At 65.8% G+C, this 21705-nt stretch carries 23 protein-coding genes; 11 read left to right on the top strand and 12 right to left on the bottom strand.

All coding sequences use genetic code 11. From position 1 onward, the window contains the following. Positions 1 to 226: 226 nt before the first annotated feature. Together groL and groES are read right to left on the bottom strand one after the other, a co-directional pair. Positions 227 to 1855 (bottom strand): chaperonin GroEL, encoded by a 1629-nt coding sequence (groL, locus tag A3M7_RS0123270; protein ID WP_027546051.1) that lies wholly within the window; start codon positions 1853 to 1855, stop codon positions 227 to 229. A 170-nt stretch (positions 1856 to 2025) separates the two neighbouring features. After that, complete coding sequence (gene groES, locus A3M7_RS0123265) at positions 2026 to 2322, bottom strand: co-chaperone GroES (protein WP_027546050.1); 297 nt, start codon at positions 2320 to 2322, stop codon at positions 2026 to 2028. Positions 2323 to 2636: 314 nt separating this feature from the next. On the opposite strand from groES, the gene A3M7_RS0123260 reads away from it, so the two are divergent. Then, positions 2637 to 3158, top strand: a complete 522-nt coding sequence (locus tag A3M7_RS0123260) for a hypothetical protein (protein ID WP_027546049.1) — start codon at positions 2637 to 2639, stop codon at positions 3156 to 3158. A gap of 272 nt (positions 3159 to 3430) precedes the next feature. Here the strand turns inward: A3M7_RS0123260 and A3M7_RS0123255 are convergent, their stop codons facing one another. Continuing rightward, complete coding sequence (locus tag A3M7_RS0123255) at positions 3431 to 4213, bottom strand: protein phosphatase CheZ (protein WP_027546048.1); 783 nt, start codon at positions 4211 to 4213, stop codon at positions 3431 to 3433. 314 nt (positions 4214 to 4527) lie between these two features. On the opposite strand from A3M7_RS0123255, the gene A3M7_RS0123250 reads away from it, so the two are divergent. Beyond that, entirely contained in the window at positions 4528 to 5340 is an 813-nt protein-coding gene (locus tag A3M7_RS0123250; RefSeq protein WP_027546047.1) for a L,D-transpeptidase, read from the top strand. A gap of 243 nt (positions 5341 to 5583) precedes the next feature. Here A3M7_RS0123250 and A3M7_RS0123245 read toward each other — a convergent pair whose 3' ends face one another. From A3M7_RS0123245 to A3M7_RS0123220, 6 genes are all read right to left on the bottom strand, one after another. Further along, positions 5584 to 6414 (bottom strand): DUF2076 domain-containing protein, encoded by an 831-nt coding sequence (locus A3M7_RS0123245; RefSeq protein ID WP_027546046.1) that lies wholly within the window; start codon positions 6412 to 6414, stop codon positions 5584 to 5586. 129 nt (positions 6415 to 6543) lie between these two features. Further along, positions 6544 to 7389 (bottom strand): ChbG/HpnK family deacetylase, encoded by an 846-nt coding sequence (locus A3M7_RS0123240; RefSeq protein ID WP_027546045.1) that lies wholly within the window; start codon positions 7387 to 7389, stop codon positions 6544 to 6546. Beyond that, the gene (locus A3M7_RS0123235) at positions 7386 to 8432 is read right to left on the bottom strand and encodes a glycosyltransferase family 2 protein (RefSeq protein ID WP_027546044.1); all 1047 of its coding nucleotides are present in this window, start codon (positions 8430 to 8432) and stop codon (positions 7386 to 7388) included. The genes A3M7_RS0123240 and A3M7_RS0123235 overlap by 4 nt, the downstream gene beginning before the upstream one ends. An 88-nt stretch (positions 8433 to 8520) precedes the next feature. Next, positions 8521 to 9498: an ATP phosphoribosyltransferase gene (gene hisG / locus A3M7_RS0123230; RefSeq protein ID WP_027546043.1), complete on the bottom strand. Its 978-nt coding sequence runs from the start codon at positions 9496 to 9498 to the stop codon at positions 8521 to 8523. 3 nt (positions 9499 to 9501) lie between these two features. Further along, positions 9502 to 10653, bottom strand: a complete 1152-nt coding sequence (locus A3M7_RS0123225) for an ATP phosphoribosyltransferase regulatory subunit (protein ID WP_027546042.1) — start codon at positions 10651 to 10653, stop codon at positions 9502 to 9504. Positions 10654 to 10860: 207 nt separating this feature from the next. After that, positions 10861 to 11616, bottom strand: coding sequence for a 16S rRNA (uracil(1498)-N(3))-methyltransferase (locus A3M7_RS0123220; protein ID WP_027546041.1), 756 nt, complete (start codon positions 11614 to 11616; stop codon positions 10861 to 10863). Positions 11617 to 11827: 211 nt separating this feature from the next. Here A3M7_RS0123220 and A3M7_RS0123215 point away from each other — a divergent pair, with 211 nt between their 5' ends. Beyond that, complete coding sequence (locus tag A3M7_RS0123215) at positions 11828 to 12487, top strand: hypothetical protein (RefSeq protein ID WP_027546040.1); 660 nt, start codon at positions 11828 to 11830, stop codon at positions 12485 to 12487. Continuing rightward, positions 12484 to 13416 carry a 4-hydroxybenzoate octaprenyltransferase gene (ubiA, locus tag A3M7_RS0123210; protein ID WP_027546039.1) on the top strand — a complete coding sequence of 311 codons (933 nt, stop codon included), beginning with the start codon at positions 12484 to 12486 and terminating at the stop codon, positions 13414 to 13416. Before A3M7_RS0123215 ends, ubiA begins: the two co-directional genes overlap by 4 nt. A 115-nt stretch (positions 13417 to 13531) precedes the next feature. Here ubiA and A3M7_RS0123205 read toward each other — a convergent pair whose 3' ends face one another. After that, positions 13532 to 14050, bottom strand: a complete 519-nt coding sequence (locus A3M7_RS0123205; protein WP_027546038.1) for a DUF6101 family protein — start codon at positions 14048 to 14050, stop codon at positions 13532 to 13534. 264 nt (positions 14051 to 14314) lie between these two features. Between A3M7_RS0123205 and A3M7_RS0123200 the strand changes: the two genes are divergently transcribed. From A3M7_RS0123200 to lpxK, 6 genes are read left to right on the top strand one after another with little or no spacing between them, the layout of a single operon-like run. Then, positions 14315 to 15706, top strand: a complete 1392-nt coding sequence (locus A3M7_RS0123200; RefSeq protein WP_027546037.1) for a TldD/PmbA family protein — start codon at positions 14315 to 14317, stop codon at positions 15704 to 15706. Then, the gene (locus tag A3M7_RS0123195) at positions 15693 to 16511 is read left to right on the top strand and encodes a 3'(2'),5'-bisphosphate nucleotidase CysQ (protein ID WP_027546036.1); all 819 of its coding nucleotides are present in this window, start codon (positions 15693 to 15695) and stop codon (positions 16509 to 16511) included. Before A3M7_RS0123200 ends, A3M7_RS0123195 begins: the two co-directional genes overlap by 14 nt. Positions 16512 to 16571: 60 nt before the next feature. Beyond that, a complete protein-coding gene (locus A3M7_RS0123190) occupies positions 16572 to 16817 on the top strand; it encodes a DUF4170 domain-containing protein (protein ID WP_027546035.1) in 246 nt (81 codons plus the stop codon). Beyond that, complete coding sequence (locus A3M7_RS0123185; RefSeq protein WP_027546034.1) at positions 16814 to 17527, top strand: lysophospholipid acyltransferase family protein; 714 nt, start codon at positions 16814 to 16816, stop codon at positions 17525 to 17527. The genes A3M7_RS0123190 and A3M7_RS0123185 overlap by 4 nt, the downstream gene beginning before the upstream one ends. Further along, positions 17490 to 18824 (top strand): 3-deoxy-D-manno-octulosonic acid transferase, encoded by a 1335-nt coding sequence (locus A3M7_RS0123180; protein ID WP_027546033.1) that lies wholly within the window; start codon positions 17490 to 17492, stop codon positions 18822 to 18824. Before A3M7_RS0123185 ends, A3M7_RS0123180 begins: the two co-directional genes overlap by 38 nt. After that, the gene (gene lpxK, locus A3M7_RS0123175) at positions 18817 to 19833 is read left to right on the top strand and encodes a tetraacyldisaccharide 4'-kinase (protein WP_027546032.1); all 1017 of its coding nucleotides are present in this window, start codon (positions 18817 to 18819) and stop codon (positions 19831 to 19833) included. Before A3M7_RS0123180 ends, lpxK begins: the two co-directional genes overlap by 8 nt. A gap of 454 nt (positions 19834 to 20287) precedes the next feature. Here the strand turns inward: lpxK and A3M7_RS49810 are convergent, their stop codons facing one another. Beyond that, positions 20288 to 20473 (bottom strand): hypothetical protein, encoded by a 186-nt coding sequence (locus A3M7_RS49810; protein WP_198033804.1) that lies wholly within the window; start codon positions 20471 to 20473, stop codon positions 20288 to 20290. A gap of 569 nt (positions 20474 to 21042) precedes the next feature. Between A3M7_RS49810 and A3M7_RS0123160 the strand changes: the two genes are divergently transcribed. Beyond that, positions 21043 to 21348, top strand: a complete 306-nt coding sequence (locus tag A3M7_RS0123160; protein WP_027546030.1) for a hypothetical protein — start codon at positions 21043 to 21045, stop codon at positions 21346 to 21348. Between the two features lie 16 nt (positions 21349 to 21364). Here the strand turns inward: A3M7_RS0123160 and A3M7_RS0123155 are convergent, their stop codons facing one another. Beyond that, complete coding sequence (locus tag A3M7_RS0123155; RefSeq protein WP_011090242.1) at positions 21365 to 21592, bottom strand: DUF2093 domain-containing protein; 228 nt, start codon at positions 21590 to 21592, stop codon at positions 21365 to 21367. Positions 21593 to 21705: the final 113 nt, after the last annotated feature.

Here is a 21705-nt window from a genome sequence, read left to right as displayed (position 1 = left end):
AGGGAGCATGATCCGGAAAAGCGTGACGCGGTTTTCCGAAAAGATCATGCTCAAACAATAACCTAAAGCGCGATGACGACTCATTTTCCGATCTCGTCGCGCTTTAGAATCGGCGCCACCGTAGTGGGTTTTGGCCGTCGGTTGAATCGGAAAGCGTGAGCCATGGTCGGCAAAAAAGAAGGCCGCCCGGAGGCGGCCTTCGCAACATTGTCACGGAACGGTCGGCTCAGAAGCCGCCCATGCCGCCGCCGGCCGGCATCGCGGGCGGAGCTTCCTTCGGCGTCTCGGCGACCATGGCTTCGGTGGTCACCAGCAGGCCGGCCACGGAGGAGGCGTCCTGGAGCGCGGTGCGCACCACCTTGGCGGGGTCGATGATGCCCTTCTCGACCATGTCGACATAGTCCTCGTTCTGGGCGTCGAAGCCGAAGGTCTCGGACTTGTTCTCGAGGATCTTGCCGACGACGATCGAACCTTCCACGCCCGCGTTCTCGGAGATCTGGCGGATCGGGGCTTCCAGCGCCTTCAGCACGATGTTGATGCCGGCCTGGACGTCGTCATTGGCGTTGGTGAGACGGCCGACCGCCTTCTTGGCGCGGAGCAGCGCGACGCCGCCGCCGGGGACGATGCCTTCCTGCACTGCGGCACGGGTGGCGTTGAGGGCGTCCTCGACGCGGTCCTTCTTCTCCTTGACCTCGATCTCGGTCGCGCCGCCGACGCGGATCACCGCGACGCCGCCGGCCAGCTTGGCGAGGCGCTCCTGGAGCTTCTCGCGGTCGTAGTCCGAGGTGGTCTCCTCGATCTGCGCCTTGATCTGGCCGACGCGGGCCTCGATGTCGGGCTTCTTGCCGGCGCCGTTGACGATCGTGGTGTTCTCCTTGTCGATCACCACCTTCTTGGCGCGGCCGAGCATCTTCACCGTGACGTTCTCGAGCTTGATGCCGAGCTCTTCGGAGATGAGCTGGCCGCCGGTGAGGATCGCGATGTCCTCGAGCATGGCCTTGCGGCGGTCACCGAAGCCCGGCGCCTTGACGGCGGCGACCTTGAGGCCGCCGCGCAGACGGTTGACGACCAGGGTCGCCAGCGCCTCGCCCTCGACGTCCTCGGCGATGATGACGAGCGGCTTGCCCGACTGCACCACGGCTTCGAGCACCGGCAGCATGGCCTGGAGGCCCGAGAGCTTCTTTTCGTGCAGGAGGATGTAGGCGTCCTCGAGCTCGGCGGTCATCTTCTCGGCGTTGGTGACGAAGTAGGGGCTGAGATAGCCGCGGCCGAACTTCATGCCCTCGACGATGTCGACCTCGGTGTCGAGCGACTTGTTCTCCTCGACGGTGATGACGCCCTCGTTGCCGACCTTCTGCATCGCCTGCGCGATCATCTTGCCGATGGCGGCATCGCCGTTGGCCGAGATGGTGCCGACCTGGGCGACCTCGGAGGAGGCGGCAACCGGCTTGGCGCGCTTCTCGATGTCCTTGATGACGGCGGCAACCGCGATGTCGATGCCGCGCTTGAGGTCCATCGGGTTCATCCCGGCGGCAACCGCCTTGGCGCCTTCGCGCACGATGGCCTGGGCCAGCACGGTCGCGGTGGTGGTGCCGTCGCCGGCGAGGTCGTTGGTCTTGGAGGCGACCTCACGCACCATCTGGGCGCCCATGTTCTCGAACTTGTCCTCGAGCTCGATCTCCTTGGCGACGGTGACGCCGTCCTTGGTGATGCGGGGCGCGCCGAAGCTCTTCTCGATGACGACGTTGCGGCCCTTCGGGCCGAGCGTCACCTTGACGGCGTTGGCGAGAATGTCGACGCCACGCAGCATGCGTTCGCGCGCGTCTCCGGAAAACTTGACGTCTTTGGCAGCCATTTCTGCAATCCCTCGTGTTTCGTGATGTGTCTTGTTTCGTGCTGGGTTGCGCTCTCTCCGTCATTGCCGGGCTTGACCCGGCAATCCATCTTTTTGCGAAGAATGATGGATGCCCGGGTCAGGCCCGGGCATGACAGTGGCGCATTCAGCGGCTGTTCAGGCGGATGGCCTTAGGCCAGAACGCCCATGATGTCCGACTCCTTCATGATCAGGAGCTCTTCGTTGTCGATCTTGACCTCGGTGCCCGACCACTTGCCGAACAGCACGCGGTCGCCCGCCTTGAGGTCGATCGGGATCAGCTTGCCGGTCTCGTCGCGGCCGCCGGGGCCGACGGCGACGACCTCGCCCTGGGACGGCTTTTCCTTGGCTGTGTCCGGAATGATGATGCCGCCCTTGGTCTTTTCCTCGGCGTCGATACGTTTGACCACGACACGGTCATGCAGCGGACGAAATTTGGATTTAGCCATGACGTTTCCCTTTGGAGGCTCGCTTCGGAAGTAATGAAGTGGGTGGGGCGGCGCTTCCGTCCGTCCTCTTCCCGAGGATCGAACGGCGCGCTTAGCAATCGGGCTTTCCGAGTGCTAATAGTGCGCCCGGAAATATGGCTTGGCCGCGATCCTGTCAAGCAAAGGTGGTTAAGCGATTGGTGAGGCGGATATAGGATGGTGGCATTGGAAACGTGTTCGGGGCGCCGGCGTATCAAAGGACGTCATTGCCCCGGCGTCGGTTTTGCGCTTGGCTGCGGGAGGGGTGCGGCCATGGTCTTGTTCGGGGGAATGCCATGATCAGTTCAGCTCGCGCGCGCACGGTAGCCAATCTGGCGGCCGCGTCTTCTCTGGCGCTGTTGCTGGGCGCCTGCGGCGGCGGCATGAGCCTGCCGTCCTTCTCGTCGTCGTCTCCGCCGCCCGAAGCCGAGCCCGGTACCGGCCCGGAAATGCCGGCGAGCATCCGCGCCGACGAGATCGTCGGCCGCTGGGGTCTTGCCTCGTTCCAGAACCCGGCCGACCGCGCCCGCACCGAGGCTGCGGCGCGGTCCCAGTGCAAGAATCCTTACGTGATCGGCGCCGGAACCTCCGGCGGCGTGGTCATGCATCTGGCCGACCAGGCGACGCCGCAGGAATTGCGGCTCAAGGGTTCGCCCAGCGGCAAGAACTATATCGGGCCGGCCGGTCCGACCCCCGGCGAGCAGGACCGCGAGATCGTGTCCTTCGACGGCCGCGTCCTGATCACCCGCTTCATCGACAAGGACGCCGCCACCCGCTACGGCAACATGGTCTACGTCCGCTGCGCCCCGAGGGCGTAGTCTCTCGCCTTCGTCATGCCCCGCGACCCGGCTACGCCAAGGCTTCGCCGGGTTTGCGGTCTAGGGGCGCCGAAGCTTTAGCGTAGGCGGCAGGCGGGGCATCCAGTACGCCGCGGCTTCTCGGCTCTAGCCTCGCTGTCTCTGGAATACTGGATCGTCCGCCCCAGTGCGCAATTGCGCACAAGGCGGACGATGATAGCGTGAGATAAATCCCCAAAAACAAAAACGCCGGCTCGCGCCGGCGTTTTGCGTTTCCGCGATCTCGCGTCCGTTCAGTCGAACAGCGCGTCGATGTCGTCCTGCGAGGCGTGGCCGACGTCGCCGGCGAGCTTCGGACCGTTGAGGAGTTTTTCGTCGTCGCTGCGGGCGTCGACCGGCGCCGGCACATGGGCCTTGATCGCGTCGACGCCGCCCCAGATCTCCATCATCGCGTTGATGTGCTGCTCGATGAACTTCATCGTGGTCATGACCTTGCTGATGCGCTGGCCGGTCAGGTCCTGGAAGTTGCAGGCCTCGAAGATCGAGATGACGCGTTCCTGGATGTCGTCGGCGAGCCGCTTCTGCTGGTCGGCCGATTGCACCTTGGACATCGCACTGGCCGCCTGGTCGATCGACTCGGCGGCTTCCAGGATCTGCTGGGTCGCCTGCTCGGTGCCGCCGACGACCGCGCCGAGTTCGCCATTGACCTTGGCCATCTCGCCGCCGTCGAAGCTCTTGCCATGCAGCGTCGCGATTTCGCGCTTGGTGCGGTCGATGGCGTCGTGGATGAGGTCGAGCTCGACCTTCAGCTTCTCGCACTGCTCGATCTGCGCCCGGTACGTGTCGAGCATGGTGCGCGTCTCGGCAAGCTCATGAGCCGTGGAAGCATCGATCGCCGCCATCGCCGCGCTGGCGGACAGGGGGGCAGCGGTGCCCTTCGCCATCTGTGCGCGGATCGCGCGCAGCTCCGCCATGATCTCGTTATGCATCGGCGCAGCCTCCTCAATCATTTCGGGGCTGGGCATCTCGCCGACAATAGCCTCTTCGACACGAAAACGTTTGCGGTGAATCGCCATCAGGAACTCCCCCCACCTCACTCACGCGTCTTTGTAGGCAGAAGCAATTTAACACGAGGTTCACGACCGGAACTGTTGCGCGGCCGCGCGCGACGGCCCGCAAACGAGCGATTAACCATGAGCATGAGGCGTTCATCGAAAATAAACGCTGATCGCCAAATTGGACCGTCGCTCGCGACGTGGTGAATCAAAACGGCGTTTCCGTTTACCAAACAAAACGCCTTTTGCTTTTTATTGACCACGTCGCGGACGCCGATCAGCCATCAGCTCTGCACGACGCATGTGATCTAGACGAAACAGTACAGAGTACGTCGATGTTCAAGAAAATGTCTGTCGCGCTGCTCGGCGGCGCTTGCACCCTCGTTGCCGGCGCAACCAGCGCCAGCGCCTTCGACAATACCGTGCCGAACGATCCGCCCGCGGTGCTTTACCAGCCGCAAGTGCCGTCGGCGCCGGTGCGCGTCGCCTCCAATGCGAACATGGGCGGCGGCTTCATCGAGTTCCTGTTCGGCGACGGGCCCGGCCGCGGTCCGGCCTACGCTTCGCCGCCGGTGTATCAGCAGCAGCCGGGTTACAACGATCCGCGCCGCCTGCCGCCGATGGGCGAGCCACAGATGCAGGGTGGATATCAGCAAGGCGCGGGTCTCCAGCAGGAGGCGGTCGATCCGCGGCAGCGTCAATTCGATCCGAGATTCGAGAAACAACTCGTTGACTATAGCGGCAAGGAAAGTGCCGGCACGATCGTGGTCGATACGCCGAACAAGTTCCTCTATCTCGTCGAGGGCAACGGCCGGGCGATGCGCTACGGCATTGGCGTCGGCCGTCCCGGCTTCACCTGGTCCGGCGTGAAGTCGATCACGGCCAAGCGCGAATGGCCGGACTGGACCCCGCCGGCCGAAATGATCGCGCGCCGCCCCGACTTGCCCCGGCACATGGAAGGCGGTCCGGAAAACCCGCTCGGCGCCCGCGCGATGTATCTCGGCTCCACGCTCTACCGCATCCACGGCTCCAACGAGCCCTGGACCATCGGCACCAACGTCTCCTCCGGCTGCATCCGCATGCGCAACGAGGACGTCATCGACCTCTACGGCCGCGTCAATGTCGGCACCAAGGTCGTGGTGATGTGAGGCGCTGTTTCACCCTCTCCCCTTGTGGGAGAGGGTGGCTCGCCGCATAGCGGCGAGACGGGTGAGGGGTCTGTCTCCGCGCGTGACTCTCTTGCAATTGAGCTCGCTGAAGCAACCCCTCATCCGGCGCTTCGCGCCACCTTCTCCCGCAAGGGGAGAAGGGAAGAGTGCTGCGCAAGACCCTCGAAATGAAAACGGCCGCCCCATGGGCGGCCGTTTTTGTTTGCGCGCTATCGAGCAGCCTTACGCATAATCGCTGCCGCCATCGTCGCCGCCGCCGAAATCGCTGTCGTCGGCCAAGTCGACGTTGTCGTCATTGTCGTTCTGATCGTTGTAATTCTGGTCGTCGTTCGAAGCCTGGTCGACAAAGCCTTGGCGGGAATCGCCGCCGCGGTCGCGGCTGGAGCCGATGTCGTTGAGGCCGGCATCGCGCGCGAGCGAGCCGCCGGACTGGTCGCTGCCGCCCCAAGGGCTTCCACCAGCGCTGCGGTCGCCCAGGGCGTTGGTGTCGCCAAAAGCCTGCTGGTGCGATCCGCCCATCATGCCGCGGATGCTGGAGAGCAGCAGCGAGCCGCCGACGACGCCGGCTGCGGCCGCCGCGGCCGTACCGAGGAACGAGCCGCCGCCACCGCCGGCCGGCGGGGCACCATAGCCCGGGGCCGGAGCCTGACCGTAAGCCTGTCCATAGGGCGGCGGGGCGCCGTAACCGGGTTGCGTCTGTTGCATCGCCTGGCCGCTGTTCCAGACCGGCCGCGAATCGCGCGGCGGCACGTTCGGAACCGAGCCGCGCGAGGGGCCTCCACCGAACAGCGTGTCGCGCATGGTATCCAGGAAGCCGCCGGATTGCGCCTGTTCGGGCGCATGGGCCGCCTCCAGCTCCTGGATACGGTTATGGGCGCGCTTCAGCGCTTCGTCCTGCAACAGCGTGGTCTGCACCAGCGCGTAGATCGCGCCGGGCGCCTTGCGCAGGCCGTCGGAGATCGCGGCGATCGCGTCGGGATCGCGCGGTGCATTTTCCAGTTTCGAAAGCCGGTCGAAAAGCTCGTCGACGAGCTGGCGTTCCTGCGGCGTCATGATCAATCTCCCTCGCGCAAACCAAGCGCGCAGAAGATGTAGGGTTCCATTGTGGCCCCAACAGTGCCGGCCATATTAAATTTCGGTATGCGACAAGCTGCCTCGTCGGGCCGGCGCTTTCGCCGGCTTTCACCCCAGTGTCGTATTGGTCTGCGCCAGCAGCCGCACGAATTCGTCGCTCCCGAGATAGGCATACTCGCGTTCGCGCACGTCGGTCATCGGATCAAGCGCGGCAAGGACGTCGTCGACGAAGCCGGGATGGCACATCACGAGGCCGCCATCCGGCAGGCCGTCCAGGAATTGCCGCATCATTTCGCCGAAATCGGCGGCGCGGCTGAAGTCATAGGCGCCGGCGAAGCCGGGATTGAAGCCGAGGCCGGCACTGGCGGCGCGGCGGCGGAATTGTGCGCTGAGGATGTCGAGCACCATGGCTTTGGGTGAGGCCAACCGCTGCTTCAGCGGCAGGTCACGGCCGCCCTGACGCACCCAGGCGTTCGGCGCGGTTTCGATAACCGCGTCGACAAAGCCGTCGCGCACCTGCGGATAGAGCTGCACATGCTGATGTCCGTCGACGAAGTCCGGGGCGCAGCCGAAAGCGTCGGCGAAGGCCGCGAGCTGCGCCTTCACCTCATTGCGAAAGAATTCGCGGTCGAGCCGCCGCAAGACACCCGCGCACAACAGCTTCGGAAACGGCATGAACATGTCGCCGTCGAGCGGGCGAAAATGCATGGTAAGCGGCCGGAACGGCGCGGACAGCGTCACGTGCAACCCGATCGCGCAGCGCGGGCTCGTCTTCGCTGCGGCCTGGAGCGCCTCGATCTCGCCCCGAGCGATCGTGGGGCCCACCATCATCACCGAGGTGGCGTTGAGGCGGCCGCGTCCGATCAGGTCACGGATGGCGCGGTTGACGCCCGGGCTGATGCCGTAATCGTCGGCGCAGAGCCAGATCCGCCGCGGCGGCGCCGCCGCGCTCATTCGGCCGCCGTCCTCTTCGAGGCCTCGTCGGCCTTCTCGGTCTCGAAGTGCTTTTCACTGTGCTCGGCGACGAAGTAGATCGGGCGGGCCTTCAGCTCGGAGAGGATCTTGCCGATATATTCGCCGACGATGCCGATCATGATGAGTTGGACGCCGCCGATCGTCATCAGGCCGACCACGAGCGAGGGATAGCCGGGGACCTGCTTGCCGGTGGTGAAGACCTCCCAGAGAATGGAGAGGCCGAACAGGAAGGCGATGCCGGCGAGCACGACGCCGAGCAGGCTGGCGAAGCGCAGTGGTGCCACCGAGAACGAGGTCAGGCCCTCGATCGACAGGCCGAGCAGGCGCGCGGCGTTGAAGGTGGTGACGCCATGGGCGCGCGGCGCGGGCTCGTAGTCGACGCGGATCTGGCGGAAGCCGATCCAGCTTGCCAGGCCCTTGAAGAAGCGGTTGCGCTCCGGCAGTTGCCGAAGCGCCGTGACCGCGCGCGGCGAAAGCAGGCGGAAGTCGCCGGCATCTTCCGGAATCTTCTGGCGGGCGCCCCAGTTGATCAGGGCGTAGAAGCCGTGCACGGCGAGCCGCCGCAGGAAGGTTTCGTTGTCGCGATGCGCCTTGGCCGTATAGACGACGTCATAGCCGTCATCGATCCAGTGTCGCACGAGCTGCTCGATGAGAGCCGGCGGATGCTGGCCGTCGCCGTCCATGAACATCACGGCGCCGAGGCGGGCATGGTCGAGGCCGGCCATCAGCGCCGCCTCCTTGCCGAAATTGCGCGACAGCGAGACCACCTGGACGTCGATCGCGTCGGCCGGCAGGCTGCGTGCGATCGACAACGTCGCGTCCGCGCTGCCGTCGTCGACATAGACCACCTCGCAAGCGAGGCGATGGCGTTGCCGCAGGGTCCTTGCGAGATCGCAGATGCGCTGGTGCAGAGCGGCGAGGCCCGCCGCCTCGTTGTAGACGGGGACGACGATCGACAACCCCTTCGCGGCGGCGTTCGCTGCGGTGGTCGTCAGGCCGGAAACGTCAGAGCCCAGCGTCATCGATCAAGGTTCCAGAGGGCGTTCAAGGTCATCTCAACAGCATATGGTAGCTGCCGTTTGCTGTCGCTACGCTGAACGGACCTGAGGCTCACCGCCGCAGGAACGCCTCGAGCTTGGCGAACAGCGGGTTCTCCCGGTCGAACACGTAGTCGAGCGAGACCACCGAGACGGTCTCGGCGCCATGCTCGCGCAGGAAGCTCGCGAGCGCATAGAGCTGCCCCGGCGGGCAGTGCAGCGTCAGCATGCCCGACGAGGTCGGCCCGCCGAACGGGGCCTCGACGCCGAAACGGCTGTGGGCCTCGCCGAGCAGGGCGGCGTCGCACTGCCGGAATCGGGTCCGGACCTCGCGGTACTTGTTGGCCCGCGCCCGCGCCGCGATGTGGTCGAGGATGATGCGCGCGGTCTCCCGCGCCTGCGGCGACCAGTCGGCATCCCTGGAGGCGACCAGATTGGCCTGGCTGCGCAGGATCATGCCGTCATCGAGCACCCGCAAGCCGTTGGCGGCGAGGGTCGCGCCGGTCGTCGTGATGTCGACGATCAGCTCGGCGCTGCCGGCCGCCGGCGCGCCCTCGGTCGCGCCTGCGCTTTCGACGATGCGGTAATCGGTGATGCCGTGGTTCTGGAAGAACGCGCGGGTGAGATTGACGAACTTGGTCGCGACCCGCATCCGCATGTGATGCTGCTCGCGGAAGCCGGTGGTGACGTCGTCGAGGTCGGCCATGGTGCGGACGTCGATCCAGGCCTGCGGCACTGCCACCACGACGTCGGCATAGCCGAAGCCGAGCCCTTCGATCAGGGACACGCGCTTGTCGGCGTCCGCGATGTTCTCGCGCACCAGGTCCTCGCCGGTGACGCCGAGATGGGCGAAGCCGCGCGACAGCTGCGCGGCGATCTCGCTCGCCGACAGATAGGCGACTTCGACATTGTCGAGGCCCGCGATGGTGCCGCGATAGTCGCGCGCGCCGCCGGCCTTCGACAGCTTGAGGCCGGCGCGGGCGAAAAAGGCCTCGGTGTTTTCCTGGAGGCGGCCCTTGGAGGGAACGGCCAGAACGAATGGCGCGCTCATGACTTAAGCTCCCACCTTGCGGCCGATCCGGGTCAGCGCGTCCACCCAGACCGAGAAACCGACCGCGGCGATCGGCTCGGCCGAACCGAGCTGGGTCATCAGCCCGTCATAGCGTCCGCCGGCGACCAGCGGCTCGGCACCGTTGCCGCGATGATGCAGCTCGAATTCGAAGCCGGTGTAATAGTCGAGCCCGCGTCCGAACGCGGTGGAGAAGCGCGTCTGCTTCACGTCGATGCCGCGCGCCGCCATGAAGCCGACCCGGCTCTCGAACTGGTCGATCGCAGCCGTGAGGTCGAGCCTGGCGTCGGTCGTGAGCGCGCGCAGCTCGGCGACGGCGTCGTCGGGATTGCCTGCGATCGACAGGAACGGCTTGAGCACGGCGATCGCCTCGCGCGGCAGCGCGCCGCCCTTCAGCGTCGATTGCTCGAGGAAGCGGTCGGCGATCTCGGCGGTGGTGCGGCCGCCGACATTGGTGGTCCCGGCGATCGACATCAAATCGGTGACGAAGGCGAGCGCCGCCTTGCGGTCGGAGCCGGCGAGCGCGGCCAGCACGCCCTCATATTCGCTGCGGGTGGCGGTCGTCGCGGCCGCCAGCCGCTCCAGATCCTGCTCCAGGCTGATCTTGCGGTTGAAGTCCTTGACCAGGCGGCGCCGCCAGACCGGATAGAGGTTGAGCGCGTCGAGCAGCGCGTTGAACAGCGCCACATCGCCGGTGCGGATCTCGACGTCGCGGACGCCGAAGGCGCTGGTCGCCTCCAGCGCCAGCGCCAGCATCTCGGCATCGGCCGCAGCGCGGTCCTGGCGGCCGAATGATTCGATGCCGGCCTGAAGAAATTCGCTGGCCTGGCCACCGCGGTAACGAAATACCGGACCGAGATAGCTGAACCCGGCCGGCTGGCCGGCGCGGCTGGAGGCGAGGTAATCGCGCGCCACCGGTATGGTCAGGTCCGGGCGCAGGCAGAGCTCCTCGCCGGTGAGGTCCGTGGTGAGGTACAGGCTCTTGCGGATGTCCTCGCCGGAAAGGTCCAGGAACGGCTCGGCCGGTTGCAGGATCGCCGGCTCGGCCCTGACATAGCCGGCCTGCGCGAACGACAAGAGCAGCGTATCCGCCCAGGCGGCGGAGCCGGCAGCATTTGAAGTGGCAGTCGCGGTCATCTCAGGGGTCCATCGTCCCGGCGGAACCGGGCAGGGCAAGGGGAGGCAAGGGGAGCAAGCCAGTTGGCGCAGCCCTTAGCATGGCCGGAAAGCGGTTTCGACCTCCAAAGGATCAATCGCTTAACGGCCGGCCAACGCCATCGTCATGCCCGGGACAAGCCCGGCCATGACGACCTCCTGCGTTCTCAAATGTGATCACTGCAAGAGCTAAGTGGCCTTGCCGCCCCAATCGCCCAGCACCGCCTGCACCAGCGCCAGCGCCGCCACCGCGGCGGTGTCGGCCCGCATAATCCGGGGCCCCAGGGCGAGCCGCAGGATTTTCGGCTGCCGCAACAGCAGCGCCCGCTCTTCCTCGGCAAAGCCGCCTTCGGGGCCAATCAGCACGTCGATACCTTGTCCTGCCTCGCGTGCGCCGTGCAGGCTCTGAACGGGGTTTTCGACCTCCGCGGCCTCATCGCAGAAGATGAGCAGGCGACCGGCGGCGCGCTGGCCGAGGAAGCGCTCCAGCGGCACCGGCTCGGCCACGGTCGCGATGCTCAGGATGCCGCATTGCTCGGCCGCCTCGACCACGTTGGCACGCATCCGCTCGGTATTGACCCGGGAGGCCTGGGTGAACCGGGTCAGGACCGGTTGCAGGCTGGCGGCGCCCATCTCGATGGCCTTCTGGACCATGTAATCGAGCCGGGCGTGCTTGAGCGGGGCAAAGACGTAAGTGAGGTCCGCCAGCCGGTCCTGCGGCCGGGTCGGCTGGAGGATCACCAGGCCGTCCGGCCGTTTGCGGCCTTCGATGGCGGCCTGCCATTCGCCGTCGCGGCCGTTGAAGGCTAGGACCTCGGCCCCCGCGGCCAGCCGCAGCACATTGCCGAGATAATTGCTCTGGTCGCGGTCGAGCGGAACCCTGACGTCCTGGGCGAGGGGGCCATCGACGAACAGGCGGGGGGCGCGAAAATCGTGGGAGGGCATCGTTCAAAGGTCCGTTTTGCGGCCGTTATTAACCGAAAGCCGCCATTCCGGGGGTAAATATTGCCAAACCGGTGCGTCGGCGCGCCGCGCTCCTGCCCTATTCGACGGGTTGTTAAGCGCCGGCGGGAATCGTAAAAACGCGAACACGCTGGTTGCGCTTCAATTGGGAAGACGCCGAACCCCGTAAGCTCCTGCCGGAGAGACTGCCTTGATGATCCGTCATTTGATGGTTCCGATCACCGCCGCCATGGTCACCATGGGGGCCGCGGGTGCCTACGCGCAAAGCGCCTTCCCGGCGCCGCTGCCGAACCAGGCCGCGAGCAGCTCGGCATTTCCGCCCGTGAACGGCTCCGCGCCGGCCGCATCCGTCGGCGCGGCGCCGCAATCCTCGTTTCCCGCAAACGGTGCTGCGCCGATCGGCGGCGCTGGCGCCTTCAGCGCGGCCCCGCCGACGCAAGGGCCGGGCGAGGACTGCATGAAGGGATTCGTCCCCTTGCGCGAAGAGGCCGAGAAGCGCGGCAAGCTGATCAAGGCCGCGAGCGACCGTCACGCGATGCCGGACGAGGCCTGCAAGCTGATCGGCAATTTCAGCCAGGCCGAGCTCAAGATGATCAAGTTTGTCGAGGCGAATGCCGCCAAATGCGGAATCCCGGCACAGGTCGGCGCGCAGATGAAGGACGGCCACAAGAACACCGAGGCCATGCAGAAGAAGGTCTGCACGGTTGCGCAGCAGATGCAGAACCAGCCGCGCGGTCCGGCCGGCCCGTCGCTGAGCGAGGTGCTGGGATCGGGCTCGGCGCCTGAGGCCAACGCCGGCAAGAAAGGCGGCAGCACCTTCGATACGCTCAACGGCAACGTCCTCACCCGATGAGCGACACGAGCGCCCGCGTTGCCGACTCCACCGGCAACTGGGTCGATACGCTCGCGCCGCCATGGGCGCGGCCCTATTTGCGATTGTCCCGCTTCGATCGTCCGATCGGCTCCTGGCTTCTCCTGATGCCATGCTGGTGGTCGGCGGCGCTTGCCGCCGGCATCGCGCACGACGCCGGCCGCCTGCCGCTCACCATCGTCCTGTTCTTCATCGGCGCCTTCGTCATGCGCGGAGCAGGCTGCACCTGGAACGACATCACCGACCGCGACCTCGACGACAAGGTCGAGCGCACCCGCTCGCGGCCGCTGCCGTCGGGGCAGGTGACCACGAAGCAGGCGCTGGCCTTCATGGTCGCGCAGGCCCTGATCGGTCTCGTGGTGCTCCTGCAATTCAATCGCTTCGCGGTCCTGACCGGCATCGCCTCGCTTGTGATCGTCGCGATCTATCCCTTCATGAAGCGCATCACCTGGTGGCCGCAGATCGTGCTCGGGCTCGCCTTCTCCTGGGGCGCGCTGATGGGCTTTGCCGTCACCTTCGGCCGCATCGACGTCACCGCACTCGTGCTTTATGGCGGATCGATCGCCTGGGTGATCGGTTATGACACGATCTACGCGCATCAGGATGCCGAGGACGACGCGCTGATCGGCATCAAGTCGACCGCGCGCCTGTTCGGCGCGCACACGCACCAGGCGCTGATCCTGTTCTATGGGCTCGCGGTGATGCTGATCGGCGTCGCGCTGGCGTCAGGCGACGTGCGCTGGCCCGCCTGGCTCGGGCTCGTGGCCTTTGCCCTGCATCTGGCGTGGCAGATCGTGCGGCTCAGGATCGACGATCCTGCGCTCTGCCTGCGCCTGTTCAAGTCGAACCGCGATGCCGGGCTATTGCTGTTCGCGGGATTGCTGGCGGACGCGGTGATGCGGGCGGCGTAGCTGTCGTAGGGTGGGCAAAGGCGCTCTTGCGCCGTGCCCACCATCTTTCCGGGATTGAGATTTAAAAGGTGGGCACGCTTTCGCTTTGCACACCCTACGGCACCGTGCTTGTCGTTCAATTCCGCGCGATGATCTCACGCTCTTCGCGATGAACCGGTAGCTCGCGCGTCATGGCGGTGCGCCGGCGCATCAGGAATTTCGGACGGCGGGCGCGGATCGCGTTGGCGCGGCGGCGGCGCGGTGCGGGCTTGCGGGCGCCCTCGTCGAGCTGCGGAAGCGCGAAGATCTCGCTCCAGACCGCCCAGGCTGCGGTGAGCTCGTCCTCGTCGGCGCCGACCAGCAGCGGAACGGAGAGCGAGGGGTCGCGATGGACGAGGATGAGGGCCTGCGCCTCGTCGTTGCCGCGCAGCGCGACGCCGGTGAAGTCGCTGACGCGCACGTTGATTGCCATCTGCATGCCGCGGACGGCACGGCGCAACACGACGCGTTCGCGATGAAGCTCGATCTGCCTTGTGTATCCGTCGGCGCGCGGATCATGCGCATCGAAGCGGACCGGAAGGGAAAGGGGGTCGAGCCGCAAGCTGCGGCTCGACCCGGCGGGAGCGATCCCGCTTGTTGCTGTTTGACGCCTCACGGCTTTAGTTCTCCCCGCCAGGATTATGTTCCCGGTCGATGCGAGGACCTTAGCGCGGCGGCTTCCGAAACCGCTTAAAAAGGCTGGTTAACCCAGCGTCACCGCGGCTCATGATTGACAAGACCTTGGCGCGCATGATTGACGAGACGTTGCGCCGAAGTCGCGAATCTGAGCTTTTGGCGGGCTGAAAATGCTTGAAGTCCGCGCTACCAGGGCACATCTGTGGGTTCCGGTCCCGAACCCCGCCCCAACAGGATTTCGTTTGTGAACCCTTCACCAAGCTCGACGCTTTCGCCCAAAGCCAATAGTGACCTGTTCGATCAGTCCGCGCTGTCCGATCTCGCGCAGCGGCTGGTCGAGGCGGCGAGGCGCGCCGGCGCCGATGCGGCCGATGCGGTCGCAGTGCGCGGCGTCTCGCAAGGCGTCGAGGTGCGCGACGGCCGTGTCGAGGAATCCGAGCGGTCCGAGGGCGACGATGTCGGCCTGCGCGTGCTGGTCGGCCAGCGCCAGGCGGTGGTCTCGACCAACGACGTCAGCGGCGATGCCGTGACCAAGCTCGCGGAACGCGCGGTCGCGATGGCGAAGGTCGCACCCGACGACAAATATGTCGGCCTCGCCGATCCCGCGCTGCTCGCGCGCGACTTCCCCGATCTCGATCTGCTCGATCCGAATATTCCGGCGACCTCGGAGCTCGAGCGCCGCGCGCTCGAAGCCGAGGCTGCGGCGCTCGCGGTGAAGGGCGTGACCAAGTCCGGCGGCGCCTCGGCCTCCGCCGGCATCGGCGGCATGGTGCTCGTCACCTCGACCGGCTTTCACGGCTCCTATCTGCGCTCCAGCCAGGGCATCTCGGCCACCGCGATATCGGGCGAGGGCACCGGCATGGAGCGCGACTACGATTTCACCTCGGCGCCGCACGGGGCCGACCTGCTGTCGCCGGAGATCGTCGGCCGTTCCGCCGGCGAGCGCACCGTGGCGCGCTACAATCCGCGCAAGGTCGAGACCTGCAAGGTCCCGGTCGTGTTCGACCCGCGCGTTGCGGGCTCCCTGGTCGGCCATGTCGTCGGCGCCATCAACGGCGCCTCGATCGCGCGCAAGACCAGCTTCCTGAAGGACAAGCTCGGCCAGCAGCTGTTCGCCAAGAACATCCGCATCATCGACGATCCCCTGCGCAAGCGCGGCCTGCGCTCGCAGACCTTCGATGCCGAAGGCGTCGCGGTGAGGAAGACCGCGCTGATCGACGAGGGCGTGTTGACGACCTGGCTGCTTGATTGCGCCACCGCGCGGGAGCTGGGCCTTGCCACCACGGGCCACGCCCATCGCGGCGTCTCGTCCTCGCCCTCGCCCGGACCGTACAATCTGCATCTCGAGGCCGGCACGCCGACGCCGGCCGAGCTGATCGCCGACATCAAGCAGGGCTTCTACGTCACCGACCTGATCGGCTCCGGCGTCAACGGCGTCACCGGCGATTACAGCCGCGGCGCCTCCGGCTTCTGGATCGAGAACGGCGAGATCACCTATCCCGTCAGCGAGGTGACGATTGCGGGCCACCTGTTCGAGATCTTCAAGTCGATGCAGCCCGCCAACAATCTCGAGTTCCGCTACGGCATCAATGCGCCGACGGTGCGCATCGAGGGTTTGACGCTTGGCGGACGCTGACGCGAACTCTCTCGACGCGACGATCCTGACCCGCGACGCAGCGCTGTTGAAGGACACGGTGCGGGAAGCGGGCGCGCTCGCGCAGTCGATGTTCCGCACCGAACTGAAGAAATGGACCAAGGGCGCGTCCTCGCCGGTGTCGGAAGCCGACATCGCCGTCAACGACCTGCTCGAAGCGCGCCTGCGCAGTGCCACGCCCGACTATGGCTGGCTGTCGGAGGAGAGCGCCGACGATGCCACGCGGCTGTCGCGGCGGCTTGTCTGGGTGGTCGATCCCATCGACGGCACCCGCAACTATCTGGGCGGCCATGACGACTGGTGCGTCAGCGTGGCGCTGGTCGCGGACGCCGCGCCGGTGCTGGCCGCGGTGTTCGCACCGACCAGCGGCGAGTTCTTCTTCGCGGCCCGCGGCCAGGGCACGCTGCTCAACGACAAGCCGGTGCGGGCGACGTCCGGAGCCACGCTCGATTTCTCCCGCATGGCCGGCCCCAAGCCGATGGTCGAGCGGCTCAACACCGCCGGCGGCGACATCAAGCTGCACCCGCGAATCGGCTCGCTCGCGCTCCGGCTCTGCCGGGTCGCCCATGGCGCGCTGGATGCGGCTTTTGCGGGCGGCAACAGCCATGATTGGGACCTTGCGGCGGCCGATTTGATCGTGCAGGAAGCGGATGGTAGGATGAGCGACCTCTCCGGAGATCCCATCCTCTATAACCGCCGGGAAGTGGCGCACGGGGTGCTGGTGGCAGCGGGTCGCGATCGTCATGCGAGCATTGTCGCGCATTTTCGAAATCGTCCCTTGCCCTGAGCGCTTTCGCTGTGCTTGTCGAACACTGCTTTGCCGGGCAGCCCGTTAGGAACAGAACCCATGCCAGATAGTGCCCCGCAACAACTGCTCCATCTCGTCATCGGAGGCGAACTGCTCGATCTCGAGCACAACACCTTCAAGAACCTCGACGATGTCGAGGTCGTCGGCCTTTATCCGAACTATGCCTCTGCTCACGTCGCCTGGCGCGCCAAGGCGCAGAGCACGGTCGACAACGCGCAGATGCGCTACTTCATCGTCCATCTCCACCGGCTGCTCGACCCGAATCAAGAAACGAAGGCGCGTTGAAAAGGCTGCTTCGCAATACGCTGCGGAGCAGCTTCGTTCAGCGTGCCGTCGGGGTCCTGGCGGCCGAATATCTGCGTCTGGTCTGGCGGACCAACACATTCACGTTCGATCCGCCGGACGTCTATGAGCGCGTCGAGCCGCAGATCCCCGCCATCTTCGCCTTCTGGCACGGCCAGCATTTCCTCACCCCCTTCATCAAGAACAAGGACTGGTACAAGGCCAGGGTCCTGATCTCGCGGCATCGCGACGGCGAGTTCAACGCGATCGCCGCCGAGCGGCTGGGCATCGGCACCATCCGCGGTTCCGGCGACCATGGCGGCGCCTTCCACCGCAAGGGCGGCGTCGGCGCCTTCAAGGAAATGGTGCGGACGCTTCAGGACGGTTGTAATGTCGCCCTGACCGCCGATGTCCCCAAGCGCTCGCGCGTGGCCGGGCTCGGCATCATCATGCTGGCACGGGAATCGGGGCGGCCGATCATGCCTTTTGCTATGGCGACCAGCCGCTTCATCCGGCTCAAGAACTGGGACCGCACCACCATCAATTTGCCATTCGGGCGGGGCGCATTGGTCGGCATCAAGGAAATCCACGTTCCGCCGGACGCCGACGCCGCCATGATGGAAGCGCTGCGGCTGGAGCTGGAGGAGACGTTGAACGAGGCGACCCGGCGCGCCTATGCGCAGCTCGGCCGCCCGGGGCCGGAAGATGCCTGACGCGCTCCCGATGACGCTGCGGATGTATCAACGCCTGGCCTCCGGCCTCGTGCCGCTCGCGCCTGCGCTGATCAAGCGGCGGCTGAAGCAGGGCAAGGAAGATCCCGCGCGCGTCGGCGAGCGGCGCGGCCTGTCCCGGGACGTGCGGCCGCATGGTCCGCTGGTCTGGATCCACGGCGCCAGCGTCGGCGAGGTGCTGGCCGCGGCGGCGCTGATCGAGCGCCTGCGCGATCTCAATTTGCGCATCCTGCTCACGTCGGGCACCGTCACCTCGGCCGCGGTGGCGGCCAAGCGTTTCCCGCCCGACGTCATCCATCAATACGTGCCGTATGATTCCCCGCGCTATGTCGCGCGCTTCCTCGACCACTGGAAGCCGTCGCTGGCGCTGTTCATCGAATCCGATTTGTGGCCGAACCTGATCCTGGCGGGCGCAACGCGACGGGTGCCGATGGTGCTGATCAACGGGCGGATGTCGCCGCGCTCCTTCCCGCGCTGGCAGCGCATGTACGGCACCATCTCGGCGCTGCTGTCGCGCTTCGACATTTGTCTCGCGCAGTCCAAGACCGATGCCGAACGCTTCTCCGCGCTCGGCGGCCGCGACGTCCTCACCACGGGCAATCTCAAGCTCGACGTGCCGGCGCCGCCCGCCGATCCCGCCAAGCTCGAACGGCTGATGGCGATGACGCGCGGGCGGCCGATCATCGTCGCGGCCTCGACCCATCCGGGCGAGGACGAGATGCTGGTGGCGGCGCATCGCAGCCTCGTCGGCTTCTTCCCGCAGCTCCTGACGGTGATCGTGCCGCGCCATCCGGATCGCGGCTCCTCGATTTCGGGCCTGATCACCGCGTCGGGCCTGAAGCCGGCGCTGCGCTCGCGCGAGGAGCTGCCGACGGCGACCACCGATGTCTATGTCGCCGACACCATGGGCGAGCTCGGCCTGTTCTACCGCCTCTCGCCGATCGTGTTCATGGGCGGGTCGCTGATCCGCCACGGCGGCCAGAATCCGATCGAGGCGATCAAGCTCGGTGCTGCCATCGTCCACGGTCCGCACGTCTTCAATTTCGCCGAAGTCTACGAAGCGCTCGATGCGAGCGGCGGCGCGCGCCAGGCCGACACGCAGGAGCTTCTGGTCAAGCAGCTCGGCCAGTTGCTCGCCGATCCCGCCGTGCGCGATAAGCTGCAGCACGCAGGCAGAAGCGTGGTCGACCAGCTCGGCGGCGCGCTGGAGCGCACCATGACCGCGCTGGAGCCGTATCTGCTGCAATTGCGGATCGAGATGGGAGCCGCCAATGCGTGAGCCGGCCTTCTGGTACCGGCCGCGTTCCCCAGAGTCCCAAATCCTCCGTCCCCTGGGCGCGCTCTATGGCGCGATCACGGCGCGTCGCATGGCGCTTAGGGGATTCGATGCCGGCATCCCCGTGATCTGCGTCGGCAACTATCATGTCGGCGGCGCCGGCAAGACGCCGACCGTGCTGGCGCTGACCAGGCTGCTGCGCGAGCTCGGCGAGACCCCGGTGGTGCTCAGCCGCGGCTATGGCGGACGCCTGAAGGGCCCTGTCGTGGTCGATCGCGCGCGTCACATCGCAGCCGACATCGGCGACGAGCCGCTGATGATGGCGCGCGACGTTGCGGTCGTCGTCGCGCGCGACCGCCTCGACGGTGTGGCCCTTGCAAAGTCACAAGGCGCGACCGTGATCCTGATGGACGACGGTTTCCAGAACCCGCGTCTGCTGAAGGATACCTCGTTGATCGTGATCGACGGCGAGCGCGGCATCGGCAACGGCAACGTGTTTCCCGCCGGACCCCTGCGCGCGCCGCTGAAGGCGCAGCTCGCGCGCACCGACGCGCTGGTGCTGATCGGCGACGGCCGTGCCGCCAACGATGTCGCCGCCGAGCTTGCCAAGCGCAACAAGCCCGAGCTGCGCGCGCGCCTGAAGCCGGATGCTGCCTCGGTCGCGCAGCTGTTCGGCAAGCGGGTCTTCGCCTTCGCCGGCATCGGCGATCCCGAGCGCTTCTTTCGCACCCTGCGCGCCTGCGGCATCGAGGTCGCGCGCACGCGTTCCTTCGCCGATCACCACGTGTTCTCGCCCGAGGAGATCGCCGCGCTCACGGCGGACGCTCAGCGCGAGCAGCTCACGCTGGTGACGACGGAAAAGGACCTCGCGCGCCTGCGCAGCCACGAAGGCGTGCCCGATGGCATCGTGCCGTTCGCGGTTCAGCTCGAATTCGATGATCCCGCAGCGCTCCGGCAATTGATCAGCGATCATCTCTACAAGGCGCGCGAGCGGCGGTTCGGCAGGCGATGATTTTGCAGGATGGGCAAAGCGGCTCCGCCGTAGCCCAACACCGCGCGCCATTGACCGGGGCGACATGTCATCCGGATCTCGAGCGAAGCCGCCGCAATCGTATCAAGCGGCGGCAACGCTTAACGTCACAGCAAGAATCAATTCTGCAAACCGAGGTGAGGCGAAAGCCTTCCGGCGTCCATTGACGGACGATGCGGGACGGCGCGTGCTGCGTCCGGCGCCGTAGGTCCGACTGAACGTGCTTGCCTGCGGCCCAGGTAGCGGATTGCGATTGCGGTTCAGCAATCAGTCATGCTCACCACGCCCCAACGGCTATCATTCCGATGATGGTCAGGCACGAGGCGCAGGCCACCATGACAGTATAGCATTCGGGTGTATTCATTGCTTGCTCCCAAACTGCTGCCAATCGCTTGGTCACTGCTACGCGGGAGAGATCGCCGGTGTTGGGGCCGCTTCAATTCGGCACGCCGCGACCGGTCTTGTGTTGTGCGTCCGTCCTCTCATCGTCACCCTGATCCGCAGGATGATAATGCGCTGCGAGAGCTTCAGAGCGTTCAGCTGCGATCAGAAGCTGTTTCCGCATTTCAGCGAGGCGGGCGCGGCAATATTCACGATAGAGCAGGTCCAATATGGTGGGCATGATCACCCCCATCGTTTGGCTTTCGATTTACAGACATTCCACTGCAAATTTTCGAGGTGATCGTAACCCGCCGGATGGCTCTTCGATATGAGCCCGTTCACAGACTGCGCCAATTCCAAAGCTCAATGGCCGTTTGGTTGACTTGATTGTCTGCGCGATAAAAAGAGCAGGGCCAGTTACCTAATATGCACTGTAGCAGCCCTGTGTTTCAGCAAGACTTCGTCAAACAACTTAAGGGCGCCGACCCGCAACAAAGAATCCAACCACAGCGCGAAATGACTCACCAGGGAGTGCAAGCACTGTTCGATGCAACGCGGATCGGCACGATGGAGATCATTTTTGAGACGCGCAGTTGAGACGCCGACACATCCATCCCCATGCCTCGCGATAGGCTGCATTGCTCGCTCCCGGCTCGACGAAATCGCTCCACTTTTCTCGGATCGCCTTGCGATAGAGTCCGGGAGGTGCCGCTTCAGGACGACAAGGAACGGCTTTCCAGCGTGACGACATCATTCACGCGACATTCATCGCAAAACGCCTATCGGTCTGGGACCGATCAGGAGAATTCGATGAAACTGCCGTCCGCGACGGTCGCCGCCAGCCTTGTGTGTCTGATTGTTGCGCCCGTGTTTGCACAAACGACGCCGCCCGCGGCTTCGACCGGCACAGTGCCGGTTCCCGCGACCAAGCGCGTGACATGCCTCGGCTCGACGCAAAACCTGAAGGGACAGGACAAGCGCGACCAGCTGCAGCTCTGCATGGCACAGGCGCGGGTCGATTGCCTGAAGCAGGCGATCGATCAGAAGGTCGTCGGCGAGCCCAGGAAGACCTTCATCAAGACCTGCGTGGGCGGCGATGCCACCGAGCAGCAATAGAAGCGCAGGCGCGGCCTCACGGCTGCGGCTTCGGCGCGCCGGGGAAATGCCGCTGCAGCACCGCGGCCGGCGTGGCGTAGGCCTCTTGCAGGTCCACGCTCCAGTACTTCAATTCGTCGAGCGGGATCCGCGTGTCAGTGATCGCGCAGCGTACATAGGTCCCCGGCGAGATCACGCGGAAATCGCCGTCGAGATACTGCACCTGCGCTTCGCCATTGCCGGAAGAGCCGAACTTGTTCAGCACCGTCGAAAGTCTCCGTGGAAGGCCTCTCCGTAAAAAACCTGGAGGGCACGATGTGTTGGACGGGATGTAGCATAGATAGGGCGGCCTGTCCGCCCGGTAAACCCACCGGTTTG

It is taken from the genome of Bradyrhizobium sp. WSM2254, from assembly GCF_000472645.1.
Classification (GTDB): domain Bacteria; phylum Pseudomonadota; class Alphaproteobacteria; order Rhizobiales; family Xanthobacteraceae; genus Bradyrhizobium; species Bradyrhizobium niftali.
This window is presented reverse-complemented; position numbering and strand designations above follow the sequence as displayed.

Coding starts and splice junctions, on each gene's coding strand:
- A3M7_RS0123190 (WP_027546035.1), top strand. CDS start 16,572: ATGCCAGATAGTGCCCCGCAACAACTGCTCCATCTCGTCATCGGAGGC.
- A3M7_RS0123225 (WP_027546042.1), bottom strand. CDS start 10,653: ATGACCGCGACTGCCACTTCAAATGCTGCCGGCTCCGCCGCCTGGGCG.
- A3M7_RS0123215 (WP_027546040.1), top strand. CDS start 11,828: ATGATCCGTCATTTGATGGTTCCGATCACCGCCGCCATGGTCACCATG.
- A3M7_RS0123250 (WP_027546047.1), top strand. CDS start 4,528: ATGTTCAAGAAAATGTCTGTCGCGCTGCTCGGCGGCGCTTGCACCCTC.
- A3M7_RS0123260 (WP_027546049.1), top strand. CDS start 2,637: ATGATCAGTTCAGCTCGCGCGCGCACGGTAGCCAATCTGGCGGCCGCG.
- hisG (WP_027546043.1), bottom strand. CDS start 9,498: ATGAGCGCGCCATTCGTTCTGGCCGTTCCCTCCAAGGGCCGCCTCCAG.
- A3M7_RS0123255 (WP_027546048.1), bottom strand. CDS start 4,213: ATGGCGATTCACCGCAAACGTTTTCGTGTCGAAGAGGCTATTGTCGGC.
- A3M7_RS0123245 (WP_027546046.1), bottom strand. CDS start 6,414: ATGACGCCGCAGGAACGCCAGCTCGTCGACGAGCTTTTCGACCGGCTT.
- A3M7_RS0123240 (WP_027546045.1), bottom strand. CDS start 7,389: ATGAGCGCGGCGGCGCCGCCGCGGCGGATCTGGCTCTGCGCCGACGAT.
- lpxK (WP_027546032.1), top strand. CDS start 18,817: ATGCGTGAGCCGGCCTTCTGGTACCGGCCGCGTTCCCCAGAGTCCCAA.
- A3M7_RS0123180 (WP_027546033.1), top strand. CDS start 17,490: ATGCGCAGCTCGGCCGCCCGGGGCCGGAAGATGCCTGACGCGCTCCCG.
- A3M7_RS0123220 (WP_027546041.1), bottom strand. CDS start 11,616: ATGCCCTCCCACGATTTTCGCGCCCCCCGCCTGTTCGTCGATGGCCCC.
- groL (WP_027546051.1), bottom strand. CDS start 1,855: ATGGCTGCCAAAGACGTCAAGTTTTCCGGAGACGCGCGCGAACGCATG.
- A3M7_RS0123160 (WP_027546030.1), top strand. CDS start 21,043: ATGAAACTGCCGTCCGCGACGGTCGCCGCCAGCCTTGTGTGTCTGATT.
- A3M7_RS0123235 (WP_027546044.1), bottom strand. CDS start 8,432: ATGACGCTGGGCTCTGACGTTTCCGGCCTGACGACCACCGCAGCGAAC.
- A3M7_RS49810 (WP_198033804.1), bottom strand. CDS start 20,473: ATGCCCACCATATTGGACCTGCTCTATCGTGAATATTGCCGCGCCCGC.
- groES (WP_027546050.1), bottom strand. CDS start 2,322: ATGGCTAAATCCAAATTTCGTCCGCTGCATGACCGTGTCGTGGTCAAA.
- ubiA (WP_027546039.1), top strand. CDS start 12,484: ATGAGCGACACGAGCGCCCGCGTTGCCGACTCCACCGGCAACTGGGTC.